The sequence below is a fragment of the Streptomyces capitiformicae genome, assembly GCF_002214185.1.
GTDB classification, from domain to species: domain Bacteria; phylum Actinomycetota; class Actinomycetes; order Streptomycetales; family Streptomycetaceae; genus Streptomyces; species Streptomyces capitiformicae.
In genome coordinates this window covers 6716604-6739227 of record NZ_CP022161.1, presented here as the reverse complement: position 1 = coordinate 6739227, position 22624 = coordinate 6716604, and the positions used below count along the sequence as shown (strand labels likewise).

At 70.4% G+C, this 22624-nt stretch carries 26 protein-coding genes; 17 read left to right on the top strand and 9 right to left on the bottom strand.

Going from position 1 to position 22624, the window contains the following annotated elements; translation table 11 throughout:
- The first annotated feature begins 16 nt into the window (after positions 1-16).
- Positions 17-1027: an ABC transporter ATP-binding protein gene (locus CES90_RS29990; RefSeq protein ID WP_189784176.1), complete on the top strand. Its 1011-nt coding sequence runs from the start codon at positions 17-19 to the stop codon at positions 1025-1027.
- Between the two features lie 46 nt (positions 1028-1073).
- The gene (locus tag CES90_RS29985) at positions 1074-1904 is read left to right on the top strand and encodes a DUF1707 SHOCT-like domain-containing protein (RefSeq protein ID WP_189784107.1); all 831 of its coding nucleotides are present in this window, start codon (positions 1074-1076) and stop codon (positions 1902-1904) included.
- A 158-nt stretch (positions 1905-2062) separates the two neighbouring features.
- Here CES90_RS29985 and CES90_RS29980 read toward each other — a convergent pair whose 3' ends face one another.
- Positions 2063-3418: an SGNH/GDSL hydrolase family protein gene (locus CES90_RS29980; protein WP_189784106.1), complete on the bottom strand. Its 1356-nt coding sequence runs from the start codon at positions 3416-3418 to the stop codon at positions 2063-2065.
- Between the two features lie 228 nt (positions 3419-3646).
- Here CES90_RS29980 and CES90_RS29975 point away from each other — a divergent pair, with 228 nt between their 5' ends.
- Positions 3647-4987 carry a DUF445 domain-containing protein gene (locus CES90_RS29975; protein WP_373313392.1) on the top strand — a complete coding sequence of 447 codons (1341 nt, stop codon included), beginning with the start codon at positions 3647-3649 and terminating at the stop codon, positions 4985-4987.
- A gap of 12 nt (positions 4988-4999) precedes the next feature.
- Here CES90_RS29975 and CES90_RS29970 read toward each other — a convergent pair whose 3' ends face one another.
- Complete coding sequence (locus CES90_RS29970; RefSeq protein ID WP_189784104.1) at positions 5000-5374, bottom strand: hypothetical protein; 375 nt, start codon at positions 5372-5374, stop codon at positions 5000-5002.
- Between the two features lie 159 nt (positions 5375-5533).
- Here CES90_RS29970 and CES90_RS29965 point away from each other — a divergent pair, with 159 nt between their 5' ends.
- Complete coding sequence (locus CES90_RS29965) at positions 5534-6001, top strand: hypothetical protein (protein WP_189784103.1); 468 nt, start codon at positions 5534-5536, stop codon at positions 5999-6001.
- Positions 6002-6034: 33 nt separating this feature from the next.
- Here CES90_RS29965 and CES90_RS29960 read toward each other — a convergent pair whose 3' ends face one another.
- Both CES90_RS29960 and CES90_RS29955 read right to left on the bottom strand, forming a co-directional pair.
- Positions 6035-6565 (bottom strand): levansucrase, encoded by a 531-nt coding sequence (locus CES90_RS29960; protein WP_189784102.1) that lies wholly within the window; start codon positions 6563-6565, stop codon positions 6035-6037.
- Positions 6566-6601: 36 nt separating this feature from the next.
- Positions 6602-7078 (bottom strand): DUF2269 family protein, encoded by a 477-nt coding sequence (locus CES90_RS29955; RefSeq protein WP_189784101.1) that lies wholly within the window; start codon positions 7076-7078, stop codon positions 6602-6604.
- 164 nt (positions 7079-7242) lie between these two features.
- Between CES90_RS29955 and CES90_RS29950 the strand changes: the two genes are divergently transcribed.
- Positions 7243-8193, top strand: a complete 951-nt coding sequence (locus tag CES90_RS29950) for a GlxA family transcriptional regulator (protein WP_189784100.1) — start codon at positions 7243-7245, stop codon at positions 8191-8193.
- Between the two features lie 77 nt (positions 8194-8270).
- Here the strand turns inward: CES90_RS29950 and CES90_RS29945 are convergent, their stop codons facing one another.
- Positions 8271-8573: a hypothetical protein gene (locus CES90_RS29945; RefSeq protein ID WP_189784175.1), complete on the bottom strand. Its 303-nt coding sequence runs from the start codon at positions 8571-8573 to the stop codon at positions 8271-8273.
- A gap of 261 nt (positions 8574-8834) precedes the next feature.
- Here CES90_RS29945 and CES90_RS29940 point away from each other — a divergent pair, with 261 nt between their 5' ends.
- From CES90_RS29940 to CES90_RS29930, 3 genes are all read left to right on the top strand, one after another.
- Complete coding sequence (locus tag CES90_RS29940; protein ID WP_189784099.1) at positions 8835-9260, top strand: Hsp20/alpha crystallin family protein; 426 nt, start codon at positions 8835-8837, stop codon at positions 9258-9260.
- A 326-nt stretch (positions 9261-9586) separates the two neighbouring features.
- On the top strand, positions 9587-10186 hold the full coding sequence (locus CES90_RS29935; protein WP_189784098.1) for an alpha/beta fold hydrolase: 600 nt from the start codon (positions 9587-9589) through the stop codon (positions 10184-10186).
- Positions 10187-10375: 189 nt separating this feature from the next.
- Entirely contained in the window at positions 10376-11908 is a 1533-nt protein-coding gene (locus tag CES90_RS29930) for a hypothetical protein (protein ID WP_189784097.1), read from the top strand.
- A gap of 216 nt (positions 11909-12124) precedes the next feature.
- On the opposite strand, the gene CES90_RS29925 is transcribed toward CES90_RS29930, so the two are convergent.
- The gene (locus tag CES90_RS29925) at positions 12125-12340 is read right to left on the bottom strand and encodes a hypothetical protein (RefSeq protein ID WP_189784096.1); all 216 of its coding nucleotides are present in this window, start codon (positions 12338-12340) and stop codon (positions 12125-12127) included.
- 298 nt (positions 12341-12638) lie between these two features.
- Between CES90_RS29925 and CES90_RS29920 the strand changes: the two genes are divergently transcribed.
- The 3 genes from CES90_RS29920 (at position 12639) to CES90_RS29910 (ending at position 14381) form a co-directional block, all read left to right on the top strand.
- Positions 12639-13535: an AraC family transcriptional regulator gene (locus tag CES90_RS29920; protein WP_189784095.1), complete on the top strand. Its 897-nt coding sequence runs from the start codon at positions 12639-12641 to the stop codon at positions 13533-13535.
- Between the two features lie 39 nt (positions 13536-13574).
- The gene (locus CES90_RS29915) at positions 13575-13775 is read left to right on the top strand and encodes a type II toxin-antitoxin system VapB family antitoxin (protein WP_189784094.1); all 201 of its coding nucleotides are present in this window, start codon (positions 13575-13577) and stop codon (positions 13773-13775) included.
- A 132-nt stretch (positions 13776-13907) separates the two neighbouring features.
- Positions 13908-14381: a cupin domain-containing protein gene (locus tag CES90_RS29910; RefSeq protein ID WP_189784093.1), complete on the top strand. Its 474-nt coding sequence runs from the start codon at positions 13908-13910 to the stop codon at positions 14379-14381.
- Between the two features lie 274 nt (positions 14382-14655).
- Here the strand turns inward: CES90_RS29910 and CES90_RS29905 are convergent, their stop codons facing one another.
- Positions 14656-16236, bottom strand: a complete 1581-nt coding sequence (locus CES90_RS29905; protein WP_229913940.1) for a TIGR03086 family metal-binding protein — start codon at positions 16234-16236, stop codon at positions 14656-14658.
- Between the two features lie 334 nt (positions 16237-16570).
- On the opposite strand from CES90_RS29905, the gene CES90_RS29900 reads away from it, so the two are divergent.
- Together CES90_RS29900 and CES90_RS29895 are read left to right on the top strand one after the other, a co-directional pair.
- Complete coding sequence (locus CES90_RS29900; RefSeq protein ID WP_308437868.1) at positions 16571-17002, top strand: HEAT repeat domain-containing protein; 432 nt, start codon at positions 16571-16573, stop codon at positions 17000-17002.
- Between the two features lie 254 nt (positions 17003-17256).
- Positions 17257-18474 (top strand): alpha/beta hydrolase, encoded by a 1218-nt coding sequence (locus tag CES90_RS29895; protein ID WP_229913939.1) that lies wholly within the window; start codon positions 17257-17259, stop codon positions 18472-18474.
- Between the two features lie 354 nt (positions 18475-18828).
- On the opposite strand, the gene CES90_RS29890 is transcribed toward CES90_RS29895, so the two are convergent.
- Entirely contained in the window at positions 18829-19842 is a 1014-nt protein-coding gene (locus CES90_RS29890) for a winged helix-turn-helix domain-containing protein (RefSeq protein WP_189784091.1), read from the bottom strand.
- Positions 19843-20020: 178 nt separating this feature from the next.
- Between CES90_RS29890 and CES90_RS29885 the strand changes: the two genes are divergently transcribed.
- From CES90_RS29885 to CES90_RS50035, 4 genes are all read left to right on the top strand, one after another.
- Positions 20021-20560, top strand: coding sequence for an ATP-binding protein (locus CES90_RS29885; RefSeq protein ID WP_189786949.1), 540 nt, complete (start codon positions 20021-20023; stop codon positions 20558-20560).
- A 154-nt stretch (positions 20561-20714) separates the two neighbouring features.
- Positions 20715-20978: a GlsB/YeaQ/YmgE family stress response membrane protein gene (locus CES90_RS29880; protein ID WP_189786948.1), complete on the top strand. Its 264-nt coding sequence runs from the start codon at positions 20715-20717 to the stop codon at positions 20976-20978.
- Positions 20979-21114: 136 nt separating this feature from the next.
- Complete coding sequence (locus CES90_RS50040) at positions 21115-21348, top strand: GNAT family N-acetyltransferase (RefSeq protein WP_229914298.1); 234 nt, start codon at positions 21115-21117, stop codon at positions 21346-21348.
- A 118-nt stretch (positions 21349-21466) separates the two neighbouring features.
- Positions 21467-21751 (top strand): GNAT family N-acetyltransferase, encoded by a 285-nt coding sequence (locus tag CES90_RS50035; protein ID WP_229914297.1) that lies wholly within the window; start codon positions 21467-21469, stop codon positions 21749-21751.
- A 35-nt stretch (positions 21752-21786) separates the two neighbouring features.
- On the opposite strand, the gene CES90_RS29870 is transcribed toward CES90_RS50035, so the two are convergent.
- The gene (locus tag CES90_RS29870; protein ID WP_189786947.1) at positions 21787-22581 is read right to left on the bottom strand and encodes a GNAT family N-acetyltransferase; all 795 of its coding nucleotides are present in this window, start codon (positions 22579-22581) and stop codon (positions 21787-21789) included.
- Positions 22582-22624 lie beyond the last annotated feature (43 nt).

Sequence of the window (22624 nt, the reverse complement as noted above, 5' to 3'; positions counted from 1 at the left end):
CGTGACGGACAGCAGCGTGACAAACAGCAGGTTCATCGAACTCGACCGGATCGAGAAGGTCTTCGACGTCCGCAAGAAGACCGGTTTCCTGCGCCGGGAGCGGCGCGAGGTGCGGGCCGTCGACTCGATCTCCTTCACCGTGGCGCGCGGTGAGATGGTCGGCTACATCGGGCCGAACGGTGCCGGGAAGTCCACCACCATCAAGATGCTGACCGGCATCCTGACTCCCAGCGGGGGCCGGCTGCGGGTCGCCGGCATCGACCCGTCCCGCGAGCGGACGCGGCTCGCGCGCCGTATCGGGGTCGTGTTCGGGCAACGTACGACGCTGTGGTGGGACCTCCCCCTCATCGACTCCTACCGGTTGATGCACCGTATGTACCGCATCCCGGACGCCCGTTACCGCGAGAACCTCGACCGCTGTGTCGAACTCCTCGAACTCGGCGCCCTGTTGGACGTGCCCGTACGGCAGCTGTCGCTGGGCCAGCGCATGCGCGGCGACATCGCGGCCGCGCTGCTGCACGACCCCGAGGTGCTGTACCTGGACGAGCCGACGATCGGGCTCGACGTCATCAGCAAGGCGAAGGTCCGCGAGTTCCTCAAGGACCTCAACACCGAGCAGGGCACCACCGTCCTGCTCACCACGCACGACCTCCAGGACATCGAGCAACTGTGCCGCCGGGTGATGGTCATCGACCACGGGCGCCTGATGTACGACGGCCCGCTGACCGGGCTGCACGAGGTGGGCGAGAGCGAGCGGACCCTCGTCGTCGACCTGGAGCGTGAGCTGCCGCCGATCGAGGCCGCGCCCGCCCGGGTCGTACGGGTCGAGGGGCCCCGGCAGTGGCTCGCGTTCCCGGCGTCGGAGTCGGCGGCGCCGCTGGTGGCACGGATCGCGTCGGCGTATCCGCTGGTGGACCTGTCGGTGCGGGAGCCGGACATCGAGGCCGTGATCGCCCAGATGTACGCACAGCAGGCCGAGCGGGTGGGGGAGGAGATGGGCGAGGGGGGCTTTCAACACGCCCCGTAAGGCCGTCTCGTAGCCCGGCGGGGCGGTTCCTCGTACGCTGATTCGTATGACGGACGATCTCCCGGACCTTCCGGCCTCCGCAGACCTTCGAGCCTCCGACGCCGATCGTGAACGAGTCGCCGAGCAGCTGCGGGACGCCCTCGCGGAGGGGCGGCTCGACATGGAGGAGTTCGAGGACCGGCTGGAGGCGACGTACAAGGCACGGACGTACGGCGAACTGGCGCCGGTCACCCGTGACCTGCCCGGCGCCCAGGCCGTGGCCCCGCCGTCCGTCTCGCTGGTCAAGGGCCCTGCGGGCCACCGGAGTTGGCCCGATCGGATCGTCGGCGGCGAGGGCTCGTCCCGGTGGGGCGTCGCGGTCATGTCCGGGTTCGAGCGCAAGGGGCACTGGACCGTGCCGCAGCGGTTCGACTGCGTGGCGTTCTGGGGTGGCGTCGAACTCGACCTGCGGGACGCGAACTTCGCCGACCGTGAGGTCACCATCAACTGCGTCGCCATCATGGGCGGCGTGGACATCGTCGTGCCGCCGGGCGTCGAGGTTCTCGTCCGCGGGGTCGGCATCATGGGCGGCTTCGACTACGGCGAGGACGGCGTCCCGGGCGACCCCGACGCGCCCCGCGTGATCGTCACCGGGTTCGCGTTCTGGGGTGGCGTCGGGGTCACGCGCAAGCTGCCGAAGGCGGAGCGGCAAGCGGAGCGGCAACGGCTGAAGGAAGCGCGCCGGCAGGAGAGGCTGGACCGCCGGGAGGAGCGGCGTGAGCTGGGCACGGCCCGGCGTGACCATCTCCACGATCTGCATGACGCCCACCGTGAGGCGATGCGTCAGCATCGGGAAGCGCGACGGGAGGAGCGGGAGCGGCGTAGGAGCGGGGAGTGACTCCTGGGGCCTGTCGTCACATCGCTTCGCTCGAGCGGGAGGGGCCCCGGCCCCCATGAACGGGAGGGGCATCAGTCGCTGCCGCGGCGGGCGCGGTGCCGCCCTCCGGGCGACGACGGGAAGGTGACGACAGGCCCTGGGGGCTTTCAGAACACCCCCTACAGCTCCGCCGGAGCCGCGCCCTTCAGGGACTCCAGGTCGAAGACCTCCCCCATCCGCTCGTACCCCTTGTCGCTCGGGTGCAAATGGTCCCCCGAGTCGTAGTCACTCCGCAGGCGCCGCGGGTCGTACGGATCCCGGAGCGCCTTGTCGAAGTCGACCACCGCGTCGAACACACGGCCGGAGCGGATACGGTCGTTGATGGTGCGGCGTACGGATTCGCGCTGGTCGGTGTAGCCGCGGTGGCCGTGGAAGGGCATGAGGGTGGCGCCCACGACGCGCAGGCCGCGGGCGTGGGCGCGGTCGACGAGGTCGCGGAGGCCGGCGACGATCGCGTCGGGGTCGGCCTGGCCGGGGTTGCGCAGGATGTCGTTGACGCCGAGGACGATGACGACGGCCTTGACACCCGTACGGCCGAGTACGTCGCGCTGGAAGCGGGTCAGACCGCTGGGGTTCCCGGCGGGGCGGCCGAGACCGCTGACGAGGACCTGGTTGCCGCTGATGCCCTGGTTGACGACGCTGTAGCGGGGCGCGTCGGAGGAACCGGCGGCGGCACGGAGGCGGTCGGAGAGGACGTCGGTCCAGCGCCGGTTCTCGCCCATGGTCGAGGTGATGCCGTCGGTGAGGGAGTCGCCGAGGACGACGACCGTGCCGTCGGCCTCGTTGCTCAGCACGTCCAGGGCGGTGACGTAGCGCCAGTGCGTGGACTGCGTCGTGTACGGCGTCCCGGTGACGTCCGCCGCCTGGTCGCCCTCGGCGGTGTACGAGATCTGCCGGGCGTGCGCGTGGTAGGTGGTGGGGCCGGACGGGGTGGGGGAGTAAGTGGTGATCAGTACGTCGCCGTCGTGCGGGATCGCGACCCGTACGACATCGCTGACCACCTGCTGACCCGCGGCGATGACCACGGTGGTGTTGCCCGCGAAGGTGAGGCGGCGCATGGTGTCGGCCGCGGCGGCGGGGGTGTTCGCCGTGGCGGCGACGGCGAGCGAGGCGTGGGTGATGGTCAGCGGCCCATGTCCGTAGAGGTTGGACAGGGTGACACGGGCACTCGTACCGGCGGCCGCCGTGTGCACGACGTTGCGGACCGAGCGGCCCGCGAGGCCGTTCGTCTCGGTGCCCGGCTCCGACCCGCTCGGCGAGGCCGACCAGGCGCCGACCCAGACGCCGGTGGAGGCGGGGGCAACGCCGTTGCGCGGGGCGTGGGTGAGTGCCTCCTGCCTCTGGGCGCCGTCGTTGCTGCCGACACCGACGTATATGGCGGCCGAGACCCCCAGGATGAGGGTGAGCATGGCGGCCAATACTGCGCCGTGCCTTGTGGGGGACACCCCCACACCCCCGGCGTGACGCTTGGTCATGCGGTGTGTGACTCCTTGCGCAGTGGAGCCCGGGGCTCCGAAGTGATCACCCCATGATGCGTCATGGGATGGGGGTCGCTTGTGAGAACCCCCATCGGTTCCCCCGGCCGGACAGACGTGGGGAACTCCTGTTCCGTTCCAGGAGTAGGTAGTGCAGTGGGTCACCCCAGGTATGAAGAAGGCGAAGAAAGGGACAATGTGTACGGGGGACAGGAACGGGTGGAGTGAATGGACCGTACGACAGCGGGAACGGACCGTACGACAGCGGAAGCGAACGCCGAGCCGCCGCGTGTCTCGCATCGCACCATGACCGTCTTCAGCGCCGCCGACGAGGAGAAGCAGCGCGGTGTCCGGCGGATGAAGTTGACCGCGACCGGGATGCTTCTCTTCGTGGCGGTGGTGTACGTGCTGGCCAAGTGGGCCTCGCACGCGGGCGCCGGCGCCTGGGCGGACTATGTCGCGGCGGCCGCGGAGGCGGGCATGGTCGGCGCGCTGGCGGACTGGTTCGCCGTGACCGCGCTGTTCCGGCATCCCCTCGGCCTGCCCATCCCGCACACCGCGATCATCCCCACCAAGAAGGACCAACTGGGCGTCACCCTGGGCGAGTTCGTGGGGGAGAACTTCCTCTCCGAGGACGTCGTACGGCAGCGGCTGCGGGCCGTCGGCATCGGCAGCAGGCTCGGCGCGTGGCTCGCCGAGCCGCAGAACGCCGACCGGGTGACGGCGGAGCTGGCGACCGCGCTGCGGGGCGCCCTGACGGTGCTGCGCGACTCGGACGTCCAGGCCGTGGTCGGGGAGGCCATCAATCGGCGGGCGGGCGCCCAGGAGGTCGCGCCCGGCCTCGGCAAGCTGCTGGAGGGGGTTGTCGCCGACGGTGGCCACAGACGGGCCGTCGACCTGATCTGCGCCCGCGCCCAGCACTGGCTGATCCTCAACGAGGAGCAGATCATGGACGCGATCGAGGGCGGCGCCCCCGGCTGGACCCCGCGTTTCGTCGACCGGAGGATCGGCGAGCGGGTCTACAAGGAACTGCTCCGTTTCGTCACCGAGATGCGCGACTCGCCCGCCCACCCGGCGCGGGGCGCCCTCGACCGCTTCCTCACCGACTTCGCCCTCGACCTCCAGTCGGACACCGACACGCGCGCGCGGGTGGAGCGGCTGAAGGGCGAGGTGCTGGGCCGGGGCGAGGTCCAGGACCTCATCGCCTCCGCCTGGACCGCCGTACGGTCGATGATCGTGGCCGCCGCCGAGGACGAGCGCAGTGAGCTGCGGCTGCGGGTGCGGGCCTCCCTGCTGTCGCTCGGCACGCGGCTGACGACCGAGCCGTCGGCACAGGCCAAGGTCGACAAGTGGCTGGAGGGCGCGGCCGTGCACGTCGTGACCACCTACCGCGGGGAGATCACCTCCCTCATCACCGAGACCATCGCCGGCTGGGACGCCGAGCACACCACCCGGAAGATCGAGGCCAACATCGGCCGCGACCTGCAGTTCATTCGCATCAACGGCACGGTGGTGGGTTCGCTGGCGGGCCTGCTGATCTACACGGTGTCGCGGGCGCTGGGGGCGTAGCCCCTCCGCGTACTAGCGTCGGCCGTCCGTCAGGGCCATGGTGTGATGGCTCATCAGTATGCCGAGCGTCCCCTTCGTGTAGAGGACCGTTCCCGCGATGGACACGGGCACGGAGAGGCCGAGGACACCGAGCAGACGGGGCCAGGGGCGCTCGGCGGCACAGTCGGGGACGTTGCCGTCCGCGGTCGTCTGCCTCTCGAAGAGCGCACCGTCGCAACCGCTGCTCTCCTCGGGCAGGAGCAACTGCCAGGCCACGTAGCCCCACATGAGCGCGGCGAGGATCAGCAGTACGGTGCCGCGGTCCTTCCACTTCCCGGCCCGGGTCAGGACCATCCGATGGAGCTCCGCCTTCGGTATCTCCGCCTTCGGTATCTCCGCGTCCCCCACGCGCGCCTCCCCCTGTGCCGCAAGTCCGGCATTTCCCGCGGTTCCAGGCTAACGGCCGAGGGGTGCCGCTACCTAGGTACGCGTAAGTACCGGTCCCGCACCCAGGTCTGAGTACCCGTACTCTGTCCGCCCGCCGCCGCCCCCGGAACCCTCGTACGCATGACCGAGAAGCTGCTCCGCCCCCTGCGCACGCGCCCCTGGCCGGAACGCTGGCTGACCCGCCTGCTCGGCGCCGCCCTCGCCGCGGCCGCGTACCGCCTCTGTCTCCCGTGGGATCTGCGCAACCGGCCCGAACTGGAGGGATCCCTCAGCGAGACGACCCCCGTGACCGTCATCGGGGTGGTCGTCCTCGCCCTCGTCCTGCTGCTCCTCGCGGCCTACTTCGGCCACCGGGACGCCCTCGCCTGGCCGTTGCTGCTGGCCGCGGTGGTCCCGGCCGCCCTGATGTACGTGTCCTTCCACACCCACCCCGAACCGCCCGACGCCGCCGTCTGGCCCCTGGCCTGGGCGTTCTTCACCCTCGTGATCGGCGCGTGGGCGCTGGTCGCGGCCTCGGTGGCGCGGCAGTTCAGGAAGGAGCCGGTGGACCGGGTGGCCGAGGGGTGGCTGATCAGGGCCCACCGGTGAGCCGTCGGAGAGGCGGGTGGTGCCACCGCCGCGTCAGTGGCCGTCGAAGTAGAGCCTGCTCTTCTTGATGAGGTGCGACGCGTAGGCGGCGCCTATGAACCCCCTGCGCCGGTAGGTGCCCACATACCGGCGCGCGCTGTCGACCACGACGGGCCGGGCCATGATGGCCCACTCGTTGCGCGCCTCTGCTTCCGCCCACTGCACGGCGGCCGGGTCCACCCGGTCGCTGACCAGCACCGGGAACACGCCGATCCCGGTCTGCAGACCGGCCGGCAGCCCACCCTTGGTGCGTTTGGCGTACTCCATCGCCTGGAAGGTGAAGGTGCCGATGGCCGGCATGGTGATCTCCGGGACGGCGGCCGCCACCGTGAACAGATGCACCTTCGTCGCCATCCAGCGCAGCCGGAAGTCGGACCGCCGCCCCACGAGCACGGGCACCCCACCCCAGTCCTCCCACCAGGTCTGGCATTCGTCGGCGGCGAGACGGGCGGCTACGGAGGCGAGGTAGGCCTGCGAGGCCGGGGAGACATGGGAGGCCTGGGAGGCCGGATTCTGTGGATGCATGGCCGGATCATGCACCGCGCGAGCTTCGCTGGGAAGTCAGGCCCCCGTGGTCGAACCGGGCCGCACGATCATCAGGATCGTGACGGTGGCCCACAGCAGGTTGAACACACCGGTGAACATGGCCAGTCGGGCGGTGACCTCGAGGTCGGGGGGGAGGGGGGAGGCGGCGGAGTTGCCGACCCCTTCCAGGATCTCCTCCTGCCGGGGCAGTACGAGGGCCAGCAGGACCATCGCCGCGAGGCCGGTCAGCACCATCGACACGATCAGCCAGGCATCGCCCAGCACGCCCATGCTCATCGCGGTGGCGAGCCCGAGCACCGGTACGGCGATGCCGACACCGCCGTACACCCGGCAGATGCGGTGCAGCAGCCGTACGACCGACACGGCCCGTTCGCTGCCGGGCTCGGCCAGCGCCTTGCGCGCGCTCGGCGGGAACATGCTGGCCGCGACGGTGATCGGCCCGACGGTGATGATCGCGGCGAGGACGTGGAGGGAGAGGAGGAACTTGGTCACGCTGGGACGGTAGGGCGCGGAACGATCTCGTAGAAGTGGCGGGATTGCCAGGCCCCAACGGATTCTCGCCAGCGCTGCGAGGGCAGGACAGAGGAGACCCAGGACCTGCTTGGGGGTGACCCGGCCAGCTTGGCGGAAACCCGGCGTATGCCTACGCTCCCGCCATGCACACCGTGGCCGTACTGGCGCTCGACGACGTCATCCCGTTCGACCTCTCCGCCCCGATCGACACCTTCGGCTGGGCGCGGCTGCCGGACGGGCGGGAGGCGTACCGGGTGCGGGTGTGTTCGGTGCAGGGGAACGGGGAGGTGCAGGCGGGGCCCTTCAGCGTGCGGGCGCCGTACGGCCTCGACGCGCTGGCCGAGGCGGACACGATCATCCTGCCGGGGACCCAGGACCCGACCGTCCCGCTGCCGCCCGGGGTGACGGAGGCCCTGCACGCGGCGGCGGCGAGCGGTACACGGATCGCGTCGATCTGCGTCGGCGCGTTCATCTTCGCGGCGACGGGCCTGCTGGACGGGCTACGGGCGACGACCCACTGGATCGCGGCCCCCGACCTGGCCGCGAGACACCCCGAGGTGACCGTCGACCCGAACGTCCTCTACGTCGACAACGGCCAGTTCCTGACCTCGGCGGGCGCGGCGGCGGCCATGGACATGTGCCTGCACATGATCCGCAAGGACCACGGCTCGGCCGTCGCCGCGTTCACCGCCCGCATGTGCGTCATGCCTCTCGAACGCGAGGGCGGCCAGGCCCAGTTCATCGTCCAGGACCAGCCACCGGCCCCCGCCGGCGCGACCATGGAACCCCTCCTGCGCTGGCTGGAGGAGAACGTCGAACGGGACCTGACCCTGGACGACATCGCCCTCCACGCCGGCACCAGCACCCGCACCCTGAACCGCCGCTTCCGCGAACAGACCGGCACGACTCCACTCCAGTGGCTGCACCGGGCCCGCGTACGCCGCGCCCAGTACCTCCTGGAGTCCACCGACCACACCGTCGAACGCATCGCGACCCAGGCGGGCTTCGGCTCACCGACGGCGTTCCGGGACCGTTTCAAGAGAGTGGTGGGGACGAGCCCGCAGGCGTACCGGCAGGCGTTCCGTGCCTCGTGAGCGGCGGGCTGCTGAGCGGCCGGGGCTGCAGAGCGGTCGCTGCTGCTGAGCGGCCGGGGCTCCCGGGGCCTGCTGGGTTACGCCCGCCGGTCGGCGACCACCCATGAGGCCAGGGCCACCGCCCCGGCCACCCCGAACACCGCCGGCCAGGCCCCGACCTTCTTCGCCAGCGGATGCGACCCGGCGAACGCGGCCACATACCCGGCGGTCAGCGCCCCGGCGGCCCTGCCCCCGGCCCGCCGCCGCCACTGCTGAGCCGCCGCGGCCCCGGCCACGGCGAGCACGACTCCGCCGAGTTCCCGCTTCTCGGTCCACCGGGCCACGCCGTAGCCGCCGACGAGCCCGCCCGCGGCCACCGCCGCGCTGGGAACCTTCATGATCGCTGCCTCCTGACCGGTACGGGGCTGTCGTGCTGTGGGTGCTGTGGGTGCTGTGGGTGCTGTCCGTGGTGTCCGCGCTGTCCGCGCTGTCGGCCCGAGGCTAACCCTTCGGCGGGTCCGCTCGCCGAACCTGAGTCATAGCTTGTCAACTTTCCTCCTCGGAGTTATATAAGGAGGTGTGGGACGCCAAAGAGGCAAAAGGAGTCCACAGGGCGTCCACAGGGCATCGCATTCAGTGCCTGACGAGAGGAGTGACCCGTGATGCTCATGCGTACCGACCCGTTCCGCGAATTCGACCGACTCGCGCAGCAGGTGCTCGGTTCCACGACCCGGCCGGCCGTCATGCCGATGGACGCCTACCGGTCCGGGGACGACTTCATCGTCCACTTCGACCTCCCCGGCGTGGACCCGGAGACCATCGACCTCGACGTGGAGCGCAACGTCCTCAACGTCCGCGCCGAGCGCCGTTCCCCGGCCCCTCAGGACGCCGAACTGATCGCCGCCGAGCGCCCGACGGGTACCTTCACCCGTCAGCTCTTCCTCGGCGACACCCTCGACGCCGACCGCGTCGACGCCTCCTACGAGGCGGGCGTCCTCACCCTCCGCATTCCGATCGCCGAACAGGCCAAGCCCCGCAAGATCCAGATCACCGGCGGCACGGAAGGCCGGAGGCAGATCGACCGCTGAGGCCCGGGCCCGGCCGCAAACGGGGCCCGGCCGCAAACGGGGCCCGGCCGCAAACGGGGCCTGGCGATAAACGAGGGCTGGCCACCCCGCGCCCCCTCGGGGCGCGGGGCATGATCGCTGAACGTCCACCACAGCACGCCACTTCACCACCCCCGACGGCATCCGTCTCGCCTACCCGGGACCACACCGGAGCCGGAGCCGGAGCCGGATCAGACTCCGGCTCCGGCTCCGCCGGTACGCTCCTCCTCCTGCATGGCCTGGCCGGCCACATGGGCTAGTGGGACGCCCTGCTCCCCGCACTCCTGGCGAACGCCCACCGCGTGGTCATGTACGACGCCCGAGGGCACGGCGAGAGCACCCGCCGCCCGGCGGACATGAGCCGCGAGGCCGCCGTGCGGGACGCGGTGACGGTGATCCACGAGCTGGGCCTGAAGGAGGAGACCACGCCGTTGACCTTCGTGGGCCAGTCCCTCGGCGGCCACACGGCCTTCCTCGCCGCCGTCGCGCACCCGGAATCACTGGACTCCCTGATCCTGATGGAGCCGGGCCCGGGGGCCCCGAACCCCGGCCTCCCGGCGGAGATCGCCGCCTGGCTGGACCGCTGGGATCCCGGGGACCGCGCCGCGATGTTCGCCGCGATCGCGGAACTGGCGGAAGCCCCCTACCACTCCCAGTGGGCCGCCACGACCTGCCCCACCCTGGTCGTACGCGGCGCGAACGGCACCATGCCGGCGGCCGACGCCGACACCGAGGCGATGCCGACTGCCCGCGGCCCGCGGCCCGCGCGGCGCCGTCACCCGCCTCGCCGTCATCGACGACGCGGACCACGACGTACATCTGGACCAACCCGACCGACTTGCCGCCACAATGGCCGAATTCCTCAACTCCCTTTATGGGAAGGCCAGTTGAACAACACGCGGATGTGATCCAGGTCACCGGAGTTTGACGGGAGGAGTGGCATACCGGGTTCCTCGAACCTGGCATGCTCATGCAAGGCTACTGGGGGTAACCGCCGCTTTCGTGTGCCATCCCTCACGTGCCGTCAGTCACCGCTTGATCGGTTGATCAGGCACCTCAAGAAGCGCACCCCCATCAACCGCTCCCGAGGATCACGCGTGCACAAGTTCAGAAGACATGCCTTACTTTCGGCGCTGTCGGCGGTCACCGTCGCCACCCTGCTGACCACCGGCTGCTCCGCCGGCTCCGGGTCCGCCGCCGACAAGGCCCCCGCCGCGGCGGCCGAGACCCCCGAGCCCGCGGCGGCCGAGGAGCAGCTCGCCGTCGTATCGGCCGCGACGGGTGGCGCGACCCCCGCCGCCGTGGCCGACGCGGACGCCGCCGACCAGGGCAAGGCCAAGAAGTCCGCACTCAAGGTCGCGTCGTACGACAAGAAGAGCGGCCGGGCGGTGATCTCGGCCCCGACGAAGTCGAACGACTCCTCGCCCTCGACAGCGCCGCCCTCGAACTCACCCTCGCCCTCCACCTCCGCCCCGGACTCGGACAAGACCCCGGACGCGCACAAGACCCCGGGCACGGACAAGACCTCGGACGCCGACGCGGGCGCGAAGCCGAAGGCGGCCGTGGCCGTGGGCGACGTCATCGCCAGCGCCCCGGCCCCCGGCGCTCCCGACGGGCTGCTGGCCGAGGTCACGAAGGTCGTCGGCGCCGCGGAGGACGGCGGCGGCACGACGGTCGAGACGGAACCGGCCGAGCTCAGCTCCGTACTGGGTGAGACCAAGGCCGACGGCACGGTCCCCGTGGACCCGTCCACCATGGAGGTCGACCCGCTCGTCCAGGGCGTGAAGGTCTCCTGGGCGAAGACCGGCGACCTCGCCTTCGGCCCCGAGGGCGCGAAGCTCCCGCTCGGCAGCCTGCGCATCGACGTCGGCGCCGCCGTGGCCACCGCGGAGGGCGCCCCGGCGTCGGCGTCCGCGTCGGTCGAGGGCTTCGTGCAGCTCGCGCCGGAGGTCTCCTTCTCGTACGACGGCTCCGGGTCCGGTACGGGCTCCTCGCCCGGCGGCGCGTTCCTGGGCCTCACCGGCGACTGGGCGTCGCAGTGGTCGTTGAAGGGCCGCGCGGCCGGCTCGACCGATGGCAAGCCGATCCGCATCCCCTTCGCCGAACTCCACGCCGACCCCGTCATCCAGGTCGGCCCGGTCCCGATCGTCGTCAACCTCGACCTCGTCTGCTACTTCCAGGTGGACGCCGACGGCCGCGTGACCGTCGACGTCGAACAGGACCTCAAGGGCGACTTCAAGGTCGGCGGCAACTTCACCTGGTCCAAGGGCTGGACCGGCGTCAGCGAGTCCCACATGACCGGCGAGCCCCTGAAGACGACCGTCACCGCGGTCGGGGACGTCAAGGCGGCCCTGGGCGCCGAGGCCACGGTCGGCCTCTACGGCGCGGTGGGCGTCACCGCCGACCTGGCCCCGTACCTGCGGGCGGAGGCCGAAGGCTCGGCCGAGGGTTCGGCGAACGGCACGGGCTCGGCGTCCGGCTCCTGGGCCCTGTACGGCGGCGTGGACCTCACCGGCACCCTGAACCTCCAGCTCTCCATCTTCGGCACGCCCATCTTCCAGAAGAAGATCCCGCTGGGGGCGCTGCACGAGGAGTGGCTGCTGACGAAGGGCGAGGCGGCGACGGCGTAGCTCTTACGGACGAGCCGTAGCGCTTACGGACGAGCCGTAGCGCTTACGGACGAGCCGTAGCGCTCACGGACGAGTCGTAGCGCTCACGGACGAGCCGTAGCTCTTACGGCCACGCGGGCTGTGCCTCAACTCCCAGGCGCAGCCCGCGTGTTGCTCCGCACGTCGCTGTCAAACCCCGGTAAACACACGCGGGCCCGCCCGAGTCCCCGGGCTCCATCACTCCGTGACGACGCTTCCCTTCGGCGGGTCGGTGCGGGCGAGGGGATGTGCGGTGCCCTGACCCGTTGTCGTAGACCTGTACGGCCAGGGAGCCTCCTTCGCGGCCTTCCCGCCGCCGATCGCGTACGAGTCGGACGGCACGGCGAACGAGGCGAGCAACGCGACCACGGCCGCTGCCACGACGATGCCCTGCCGCTGCCTCGACTGCCTCATGGTGAACTCCTGACCCTCTGACTCGCCTGACTGACATCGAGTGTCGTCCATGGGGAAGGGCGTGCGCTTCCTTCTTCAGGCCACTCCGAGCCGAGCATTCCGCCTGAATCAGAACAAACCGATGAGCCTTTCGGCCGGATCGTGATCTCGACGGCGGTTGCGCGGCGACATGTGGTGGACCGGCGACCTGACCTGACCTGACCTGACCTTGACCTGACCGGATCGGGCACAGGATGTCGGGCCCGGCAGGATGTGTGCCTCCTAGCGTGGTGATCAGGAAAGAGGAAGGAGACCGGGCGTGCTGGAGCGGCTCAACCAGGCGATGGAGCACATCGAGCGCCACCTCGACCAGTCCATCGAGGCGGCCGAGTTGGCCCGCATCGCGGCGACCTCGGAGTACCACCTGCGCCGGATGTTCTCCGCGCTGGCGGGCATGCCGTTGTCGGAGTACGTCCGGCGCCGGCGGCTGACGCTCGCGGGCGCCGAGGTCCTGTCGCGGCAGGACTCGCTCCTGGAGATCGCCGTGCGACACGGTTACGGCTCGGGCGAGGCGTTCGCCCGTGCCTTCCGCGCCATGCACGGCGTAGGCCCGGGCGAGGCCCGCCGCACCGGCGCCGAGCTCGTCTCCCAACCCCGGTTGACCTTCCGCCTCACCATCGAAGGGAGCAGCAGCATGCGCTACCGCGTAGTGGACCGCCCGGCGTTCACGGTCGTAGGCCCGAAGACCCGGGTCCCCCTGATCCACACGGGCCCGAACCAATCGATCATCGACTTCGTACGAGGAATAGCCCCAAGGACGAAGGAACACCTGGCGGAACTCGCGAACGTCTCCGCACAGGCACCCCAGGGCGTCGTCGCCGTCTGCGACGACCTGGACCCCAGCCGAGCCGAGGGCACCGAACTCGACTACTACCACGCCGTGATCACGACGCCGGAGTCCGCCGAGTCGGCCACAACACCCCTCGACGACATGGCCGTCCTCCCCGTCCCACCCGGTACCTGGGCGGTCTTCACCACCTCAGGCCCGGCCCCGGAGGCCATCCAGCACCTCTGGCGAGACATCTACGCGGAGTGGTTCCCGTCCAACCCGTACCGCACCCGCCCTGGCCCGGAGATCCTCCGCACACAACTCTCCCCGGACGGCACGCAAGCCGAAGCCGAGCTCTGGCTCCCGGTGGCACGCGAACACCCCTGACCACTTAGAGTTCGGCAGTAGCCCGACGAAGGGGGAGCCATGGCCAAGGTCAACATCAGCCTCGACGCCGAGTTGGTGGTGGAAGCGATGGTCCTGTCCGGCATCGGCTCCCCCCAGGACGCGATCGAGGTAGTGGTACGCGACTACATCGCCCGCGGCCACAGAACGGAAGCCCGCACGGAGTTGAGGGACCAGGGCCTGCGCGAGGCCGACGCCAAACCGCAGGAGCCGCAGGGCTGACTGGCCCCTCTTGGCCCCGTCCGGGCGATCGGCCGGGCTCGAGGCGTCGGGCGGGCACACCCGGATGGTGGCCTTGGGCCGCCCGGTCGGCGGGAACCCATGGGGAGGTCCATCGAGGAAAGGAGCCGACTCATGGCGAGCAACGCCCACGCGCGCCACAGCGGTGACGGTCAGGCATTCTGGATGCTGAACGGTCTCTACGAGGTCAAGGCCTCCAGCGAAGAGACCAACGGCGCGATGACCGTCATGGAGATGACCATTCCGGTGGGCAGTGGCCCGCCACCCCACACCCATCCCGGGACCGAGAGCGTGTACGTCATCGAGGGGACGCTGCGCTATCACATCGCAGGCGAGATCGTCGAAGGCGGGCCCGGGTCCTTTTTCCACATTCCCGAGGGCACATTGGAGCGGTTCGAACCCACCAGCACGGCGCGGGTCCTGGTCACCTACACACCGGGTGGTATCGAGAAGTTCTTCGCCGAAGCCGGTGAACCGGCCCAGCGACGGGAGCTGCCGCCTCCGTCGGACACACAGCCGGACGTTGATCGCCTCATCGAGATCGCTGAGCGGCACGGAATTCAGATGCAGCCGATGCCCGGCGCCTGACTGGGTGGTACCCGCGGATACCGCGGGTACCGCCCACCGCCGCACGCGTACAGCCCGAAGGCATGAGCCCAAGCTTTATTCAGCGGGCGTCAGCGGGCGTCAGCGGGCGGCGGACGCCGGGTTCGCGTACTCCTGGGGTGTGCCCCAGATACGCGTCAAAGGGGCAATGAGTTGATCTTGCGGCCCTGAGGCGAGGTCCGCCCCGGAGGCGTGCTGGGCCGGCGCGGCCGTTCGGGTCCGTACGGTGTGCGACAGCTGGGTGTGTGGGCGCCGGTTAGTGCGGGATGCGGCGGCCGAGGAACGCAGCTACCTGATCAAGGGCCGGGGCGCGCTCGGGTGCGGGCTGCGCTGAGGCGATGGATCCGCCGGCGGTGCGGGGCAGGTCGCCGTAGATCTCCCGGACGACCGGCAGGGCGGCGCGCGCGATGTCGGGTTCCAGGTCGCGGTCGCGGCCGAGCGCGGTCGCGAGGTCCCAGCCATGCACAAGCAGCTCGACGAGGAGTTGCTCGACCACGCGACGGCCGGGAGCGGGGCCGAAGGAGCGGTCCAGTAGGCCCGGTTGCCGGAAGGCATCGCGAGCCTGGGCGGCGGCGGTCTCGAATGCGGCGATGTGGTTGTCGCCGAGGTGGTCCTTGGCGTGGCCGTCGGTGGGGGGCGCGCCCTCAGCCAGGCCGCCCCAGATGATGTTCTCCCACACCAGATGGTCGAGCAGGTCCCGTACGGTCCAGTCCTTGCAGGGAGTCGGCAGGCCGAACTGATCCGGCGCCGTTGCGTGCACGAGTGTGCCGACGGTGTCCTGGACGCGCGTGAAAGCGTCCAGGACACCGCCCGGCCAGGGGTCGGTGTCGTCCGTGTAGAGGGCTTCGAGCCGGGCGTTGCGCGCGCCGGGCGCGGGGTTGGCACGCAGCGCGGTGGCGAGCCACTGCCCTTCCTCGGCGATCCCGGCGGGTGCGGGGCGGCCGCCGAGGACGCACAGCAGTTGCCAGAAGCGCTCGACGGCGGGCTCGGCCGCGGCGGTGAGCTGCTCACACAGGAGTGTGCGGGCCTCGGTGCCGTCGGAGGTCACGGCAGGGTCGGTGTTCGCGCGGCTGGGCAGCCAGGCGGCGATGATGTCGGCGACGACATGGTCGGAAGCCGGGGAGTCCGCTGCGGTGCCGGCCTGCATCGCCTCGCGGACGCGTGTGGTCCACGTGCTGGTGAGTGCGCGCATTTCCGCCGCTGCGGCGGAGTGCTGCACTCCTTGCCCATGACGGGCGGCGTACTGCGCGATGCGCCTCATGGCGGGACGCAGGTCCCCGTCGGCGACCAGCTCGCCCAGCTCCAGCCACGCTTCAACCTGCTCGTCGGTGGGATCTTCCGGAAGGGCAGAGCCGGCCGCGAGGAGCCCCTCGCGGAAGTGGGGCACATCCAGGTCGCCAAGCGTGTCGGTGAGGAAATCGTGGACCAGCTTGCGACGTTCGTCGGGGGACATGCGGGCGGTGCGGGTCATCAGAGCGAGTCCTTCATGGGTAGTACGTCGTGTGACGGTGCGCAGGACGGCCTGGTGGGTCCGCAGGCGGCGGATCTGCGCCTCCAGAGCCTCGACGTGTGCGGCCGCCACCTCTGTGAGCCCGTCCTCGCGGTCCAGGGCGGCCCGGATTTCACCGAGCCCCATCCCCAGGTCCCGCAGGGTGCGGGCCAGGTGCAGCCTGGCGACGCCTGCGGTGTCGTAGCGGCGGTAGCCGCCGACGGTCCGGCCGACCGGTGTCACGACGCCCACATCCGACCAGTGCCTGACCACTTTCACCGGCAGCCCGGTCTGCCGCGCCACGGCCCCGATGCTCCACATAGGCCGCGACGCATCGTCCATGCGCATGTGCTCCACCTTTGACTCTCCCTTCGTAGGAGAGTCAAGCAGCCTCATGGTCCGCCGCAGTAAGTACCGGATTTACTGCGGTGGCGCCGATACGCTCCCCGCGGCACCCCACCCCTCCCGTGGCCTTGCATGTTCGACTGAGCATGGTGTGTTGCTGTGGATCCGTCTGCTTGCCTCGGGCCGAGATCCCTTTGCGGGATCTGGCCGCCCGACTCGAAACTGAAGTCATGCTCGGATTCGTCAGAACCGACAACGCAGCCCTCGTCTCCTGCTTGGGCGACCCGCAGCGCACGGTCGCGGCCTACCACGAACTGCTGGGAGCGGCCAGAACGCGCTGAACGCCATCCGCCCCGGCCTCCGCGACGAGAACCCAGCCGTCCGCGAAGGCTGCTGCCGCCTCCTCGACCACCTCGTCGACACCGACTCCATGGACGAACTCATCACCATGGCCGACGACCCTGACGCCCGGGTCAGGATCGCCGCCTTCCACGCCCTGTCCTGCGACCGCTGCAAGAGCGACAGCTGCGCCCCGGGCCCCGACCGCGTCCTCGAACCTGCGCTGCACCACTTGTCCTCAGACCCGGACCCGCAGGTCCGGTTGAGGGCCGCCGAGCTGGTCGGCAAGTTCGCCCACTCGGACGCCCGCGCCGTCGCCGCCCTGAAGGCATCCCACACCAAGGACCCGAGCCCCGCCGTACGAAAGAAGGCGGGTTGGTACGCACCCGGCGGCACCATCTACGAACGGACTGCCCCGCCCGCCCCTTGACAAGGAGAAGCCCCGCACCGGCGGCCACCTCGGCGAAAGGGCGGTGACAGGCGTACATGCTTCTCCGCGCCAATCGGTGTCGCCGGCGCGCTCCGCAGGGCGCGCCCCGCCGATCGGACGAGCGGCGCCCACTCGATCAGTCACCGTCCGCGCGCCCCGCCGTCCTGGCTCCCCGTACCGCCCGGGGGCGGCGGAGATGCTGACCACCCCGGGGAACAACCGTTCCTCAGGGCGAACGGCCATCGGAGGCGACCGTGACGCAGCTGACTCCCATCGACCACAAGGTCAAGCACAAATCGACCATCCCGGCGAATTACGGCGAGGAGGTCGAGCTCTTCGTACGGGAATACAGCGTCGGATCCAACGGCACTCCCAAGCCGGTCCTCATGCTCCACGGCAGGAGCGTTCCGGCTCTCCCGGGCTGCGACCTCGTGCTCCCTCCGCCCGGCAGCTCCACGCACCCGGACACCAGCCTCAGTTGGGCGCAGGCCCTGGCCGACAAGGGCTACAACGTGTTCATCATGGACCTCCAGGGTTCCGGGCTCTCCCCCCGCCCGAAGATGGAAGACCCGTGCAATGCCAACCCGGCCCAGCGGGGCCTCCTGAAGACCAATCCCGGTACAGCGCACTGCCCCGAGGGCAAGGCCAACTACCCGCACCAACTGGGTAACTCCAAGAGCGAATGGGACGAGCTGGGCACCGTAGTCAAGTTCATCAGGGAGCGGTGCGCCAACGAGAAGATCGCCTTCGTCGGCTGGTCCGCGGCCTCGTTCGTCATGGGTCCGTACACGATGCAGAATCCCGGGGACGTAGCGAAGTTGTTCCTTCTCGCGCCCATGTTTCCCCCGAACGGCCGATGGTCGACGAACACCAGCGCACCCTTTGCTCCGCCTCCCAACACGCCCCTGCCCACGCAGCCCGTGTCCGAGCCGACCACGGTCTTCGGCTTCCCGATGAACCTGACCAGCAAGGCGGGGCTCCAACGGGGCATCAACGACAAGGAGCTGGCCGAACACGTATGGCGGGCCATCATGGAGTGCGACAACGAAGGCAAGAAGTGGGGCGGCTCGACCGCTGGGGCACCCGAGGGCGTCATGCGGTGGCGCAATACCTATTGGTGGGGCTGGAACACGAGCACCGTGCCGCTCGGTTCCACGCTCGGCGGCACCGTGCCGGTGTGCATCGTCTACGGAGACCTGGACAGAACGGCCAACACTCCGGAGGAACTGGGGGAGGCGCACTTTTCCGTTCCGAAGTTCTACAAGGCGATCCAGGGCGACGACAAGCTGATGCTCCGTGTCGAGGGCTGGGACCACAACCCGGTCTGGGAACGTAAGCCCGCCCAGGTCCTGCAGCACATCTGCTGGAAGTGGCTCGAAGACAAGAAGGTGTACGGCGTCGAGAAGGGAAGCTGGGTCATGGACCCGGACGGAGTGCTGACGGAAGTGGGGTCCGCCCCGGTCGGCGGGTGACGTGACACGCGGACGAGCCGGGGGTCTGCCGACCCGGCCCCGGCGGGAGGGCCGACTCTGCGTAGGGGAGTGATCATGTCCGACCCGCTTCTCGCTCGGCCTCGACCCAAGGGACGAAGGGCTGGTTCCTCGACGTCAGCAGGAACGCGATCTGTAAGCCGCATAGCCGACTTGAGGGGCGGATGAGTCGCGCTCGCCGACTCATCCGCCGCCAGAACTTCCCCGGCGATGCGCTCCGGCGAGCGGCGGACGCCGACATGAATGACCTGGGCTACTGGACTGCCAAGTAGCCCTTTCGAAAGGCAGCTTGTTGTTCTCCGTGTCGTTCTTCTCCGTGTCGTCGGTCCGTCGCCCTCAGACTGCCGGGTGGTGCGGCGGGAGTTCGCCGCGGAGCAGCGCGGTGCCCAACGGGGTGAGGGTGTGTATGACCTGGGAGCCGGCGCGCTGGCTGTGCGCGAGGCTGACCTCGCGCAGGGCGCTGATGTGTTCGCTCGCCGAGGGCGCGGAGATGTTGAGGCGTTGGGCGACTTCTCCGGTGGTCGCGGTGGTCTCCAACGCGGCCAGCACGCGTGCGCGGGTCCGGCCGAGCAGGGTGGCCAGCGCTTCGGGGCGGCGGTCGCGGGTGACGGGCGGTGCCCAGGCCGGGGGGTGGGTGACGGGGTAGGCCAGGACCTGGGGCAGGGAGGGGTCGGCCAGGGCGATGGGGGTCTTCCAGCAGAAGTGGGAGGGGATCAGCCGCAGTCCGCGTCCGCCGAGGTGGAGATCCCGGTCTTCCGGGTAGCGCACGTGCAGCACGGGCGGCCGCCAGTCCATCAACGGGCGGAAGGAGTCCAGCAGTCCGTGCACACCACGATCGCGCAGGACACGTGTCCGCAGGGCCCGGTCGGCCTCCGTGGTCCTGGCCGCCCCGGTCCAGTCAGGCGCGATGATCGTGCGGTGCACCAGACGGAACGCCGTCGCGACCTCCTCCATCCGGTGCGGCTCGCCCCCGGCAAGACGGTGAGCCCAGCGCGGCAGTGGGTGGGTCTCGGTCAGCCGGTCCATCTCCTGGCGTAGCTGCGGCTTGGGGGTGGCCCGCAGTTCCTCCAGTGCGGCCTCCAGGCCATCGGCCGAGGCGCCGGGGGTCAGGAAGTCGGGCCAGTAGCCCGCCGAAGCGGGGGCCAGGGTGGACAGCATCCGCACCGGGCCCGCCAGGTGACCCTCGGCCAGTCTGACGCGGGCGTCGCGCCGCCAGGGGGCGAAGACCGGCAGTCCGCGCCGTGGCGCGGTCAACTGGTGCAGACCCAGCAGGGTCTCCCAGACCGGGTCGGGCTCCCGGGCCAGGTGGACGCGGGCCAGGTCTCCGTCGGTGAAGTGAATGCGCAGCACGTTGTCTCCCCCGTGTGTTGGTCGGTGTCGGGACACGCAGTCCGGCAGGTGTGTCCTGATGACGTGGGCTGTCCGTCGGCAGGTGTGTCCTGATGACGACGACGGCTTCACCTGTCCGGGCCTTGGCACACCACACCCAACGACCCGAAAGCCCCAAAGTCACCGGTATTGCGGCTAGATGGATCACGCCGAGGTGTTGCTGATCGGCGGGCGGGCCGGGGTCGGCAAGTCGACGGTGGGCTGGGAGATCTCCGATCAGCTGCGGGTCGCCGAGGTTCCGCACGCGCTCATCGAGGGCGACTTCATGGGCCAGGTGCACCCGGCCCCGGAAGGCGATCCGCGCCGGGCCGACATCACCGAGCGCAATCTCACGGCCGTGTGGGGCAACTACGCCGCCCTCGGCTACCGGCGGCTCGTCTACACCAACACCCTGAGTGTGCTGGCCGAGACGGCGGGCATGTTCCAGCGGGCCATGGGCGCGGACGTACGGATCGTACGGGTGCTGCTGACCGCCACCGACGAGATCACGGAGCGGCGGCTCAGAGGGCGGGAGATCGGTTCGGAACTGGAACGGGAGCTCGCCGGGAGCCGGCGCAAAGCCCGGCTGCTGGACGACCACGCGCCCCCGGACACCGTGCGGGTGCCGACCGACGGGCGCTCCGTCATCGACATCGCGGCGGGGGTGCTGGCCGCCACGGGGTGGGTGACGGCCGGGTGAGGAGATGAGCCGACCACCCACCTCGTCGTCGATCTCGGATCGTGCGCAGGATGTCCCCGGAACGTGAAGAACGTGAAACCGGAACGGACTGCACCCGCGTTCGCCGGGCACTCGCAGGTCTGCGGGGGTCCCGACGAAAAGGGGCGGAGTTCAGATGGAGATCGACGGCATCATCAGCGCCATCGTCATCGGCATAGTCATCGGCGTCCTCGGACGGCTGGTCGTCCCGGGCCGGCAGCGCATCGGCATCCTGCTGACGATCCTCGTCGGCATCATCGCCGCGTTGATCGGATCCTGGATCGCCACCGGCCTCGACGTGGCCGACACCGACGGTGTCGACTGGATCGAGTGGCTCATCCAGATCAGTCTGGCGGCGCTGGGTGTCGCGTCACTGGATCGCACGAGGGCACGGCGCTGACTCCAGTGGTCGGTGGTCGCGTCCCTCGCAGGCGGCTCGGCGCCCTGAATTCCGTTGCGGCTCACCACGCCCGGCGGCTGGCGTCTGCGGGCCTCACCGCCTCGGCCGCCGCGCCACCAACCCACCCGGAGACGCCTTGCCCCCACGCATCACGCCGCTCGCCGGCCCCGACGCGACCCCGGCCGGCCACCGCCTGGTCTTGCCGGCATCAGGGACGGGCGGCGTACCTCTCGGCTCCGCCTTCCTGCGCCTGTTCACCAGGGAGGGGCAGACGCATCTGGCGGAGCTGGACGTGACCGTGCATCCGGCCGAGCGACGCCAGGGGGTGGGTACGGTGTACGCGACGCCACGATCGGTGCGCCCGGCGTGAGCGGCGCCGCGCGGTGATCGCGCAGGCCCCACAGGGGTCGCCCGGATCGCCGAACAGCCGCATCCCGGCTACTGCTTGACGGCCTGGACCGGCGTCGTCCCGACCGATGGTGGCCGCGGTGGACGCGTCGACCTCCGCGATCGTCGGATTCTCCGAGCTCGTCCTCCCGGGCGACGGGAAGGGCGGCGGTCAGCACTACGGTACGGCCGTGTTGCCCGAGCACCGGGGTCATGGGCTGGGTCTGTGGATGAAGGCGGAGGCGATCCTGCACGCCCACGGCCTGCACCCGGGGCTCGCCCTGCTCACCGACACCGCGGCCGACAACACGCCCGTGCTCCGCGTCAACGACGCACTCGGCTACCGGCCCACACACACGGCGGTGGAGTACCAGCTCAACCTGTGACACCTCGCTCGGCTCCGCCGACACAGAACGTCACGTCACGCCGCCGCCAGATGACCCACCGTGTACTCGTACGGCGTCGTCGTCGTGAGCGGCTCGAAGCCGAGGCGGGCCAGGATCGGGCGGCTGCGGGCCAGGGCGTCGACCTGGACGTAGCGGTAGCCGCGGTCGGCCGCGACACGGGCGCGGTGGGCGACGAGGGCCCGGTAGACGCCGCGGCCGCGCCACTCCTCGACGGTGCCACCGCCCCACAGGCCGGCGAAGCGCGTGCCGGGCACGAGTTCCATACGGGCGGCGCTCACCGGTTCGTCGCCCGCGAGGGCCACCACGGCGACCACCGTGTCCGGGTCGGCGGTGAGATGGGCGAGAAGTTGGTGGCGCATGCGGGAGCTGTCCGTGCCGAAGGCCTTCTCGTGGACGTCCGCCACCATGTCCACGCCCGCACGGTCGGTCACGGGGAGGATCCGTACGCCCTCGGGCGGCTCGACATCGAGGGTCAGGCCGGCGACCTCGGCGACCATCAGCGTCTCCTCCGGGGCGGCCGTGAAACCGGCCGCGCGCAGGCGTTGCCCCAGGTCGACGGGGAGATCGTGGCCGTAGAGCTTCCATTCGAAGTCGCGTCCGAGGCCGGCGAAGTACCGGATCTGCTCGGCGACGGCCGCGTCGGCGCCCGCCTCGTCCAGGTCGGACCAGACGACACCGCTCCAGCCCTTCTCGGAGCCGACCTGGCGCACCACCCCGTCCACTCGCTCGATCCGGGCGCCGGGGCCGTCGGGGCGAGCGCCCTCTCGCATGTCCCGGTCGAACAGTGCCAGCACAGCAGCGTGATCCATACGTTCACTTCATCATCAGTCGTTCGCCATGGCAACGAAATTC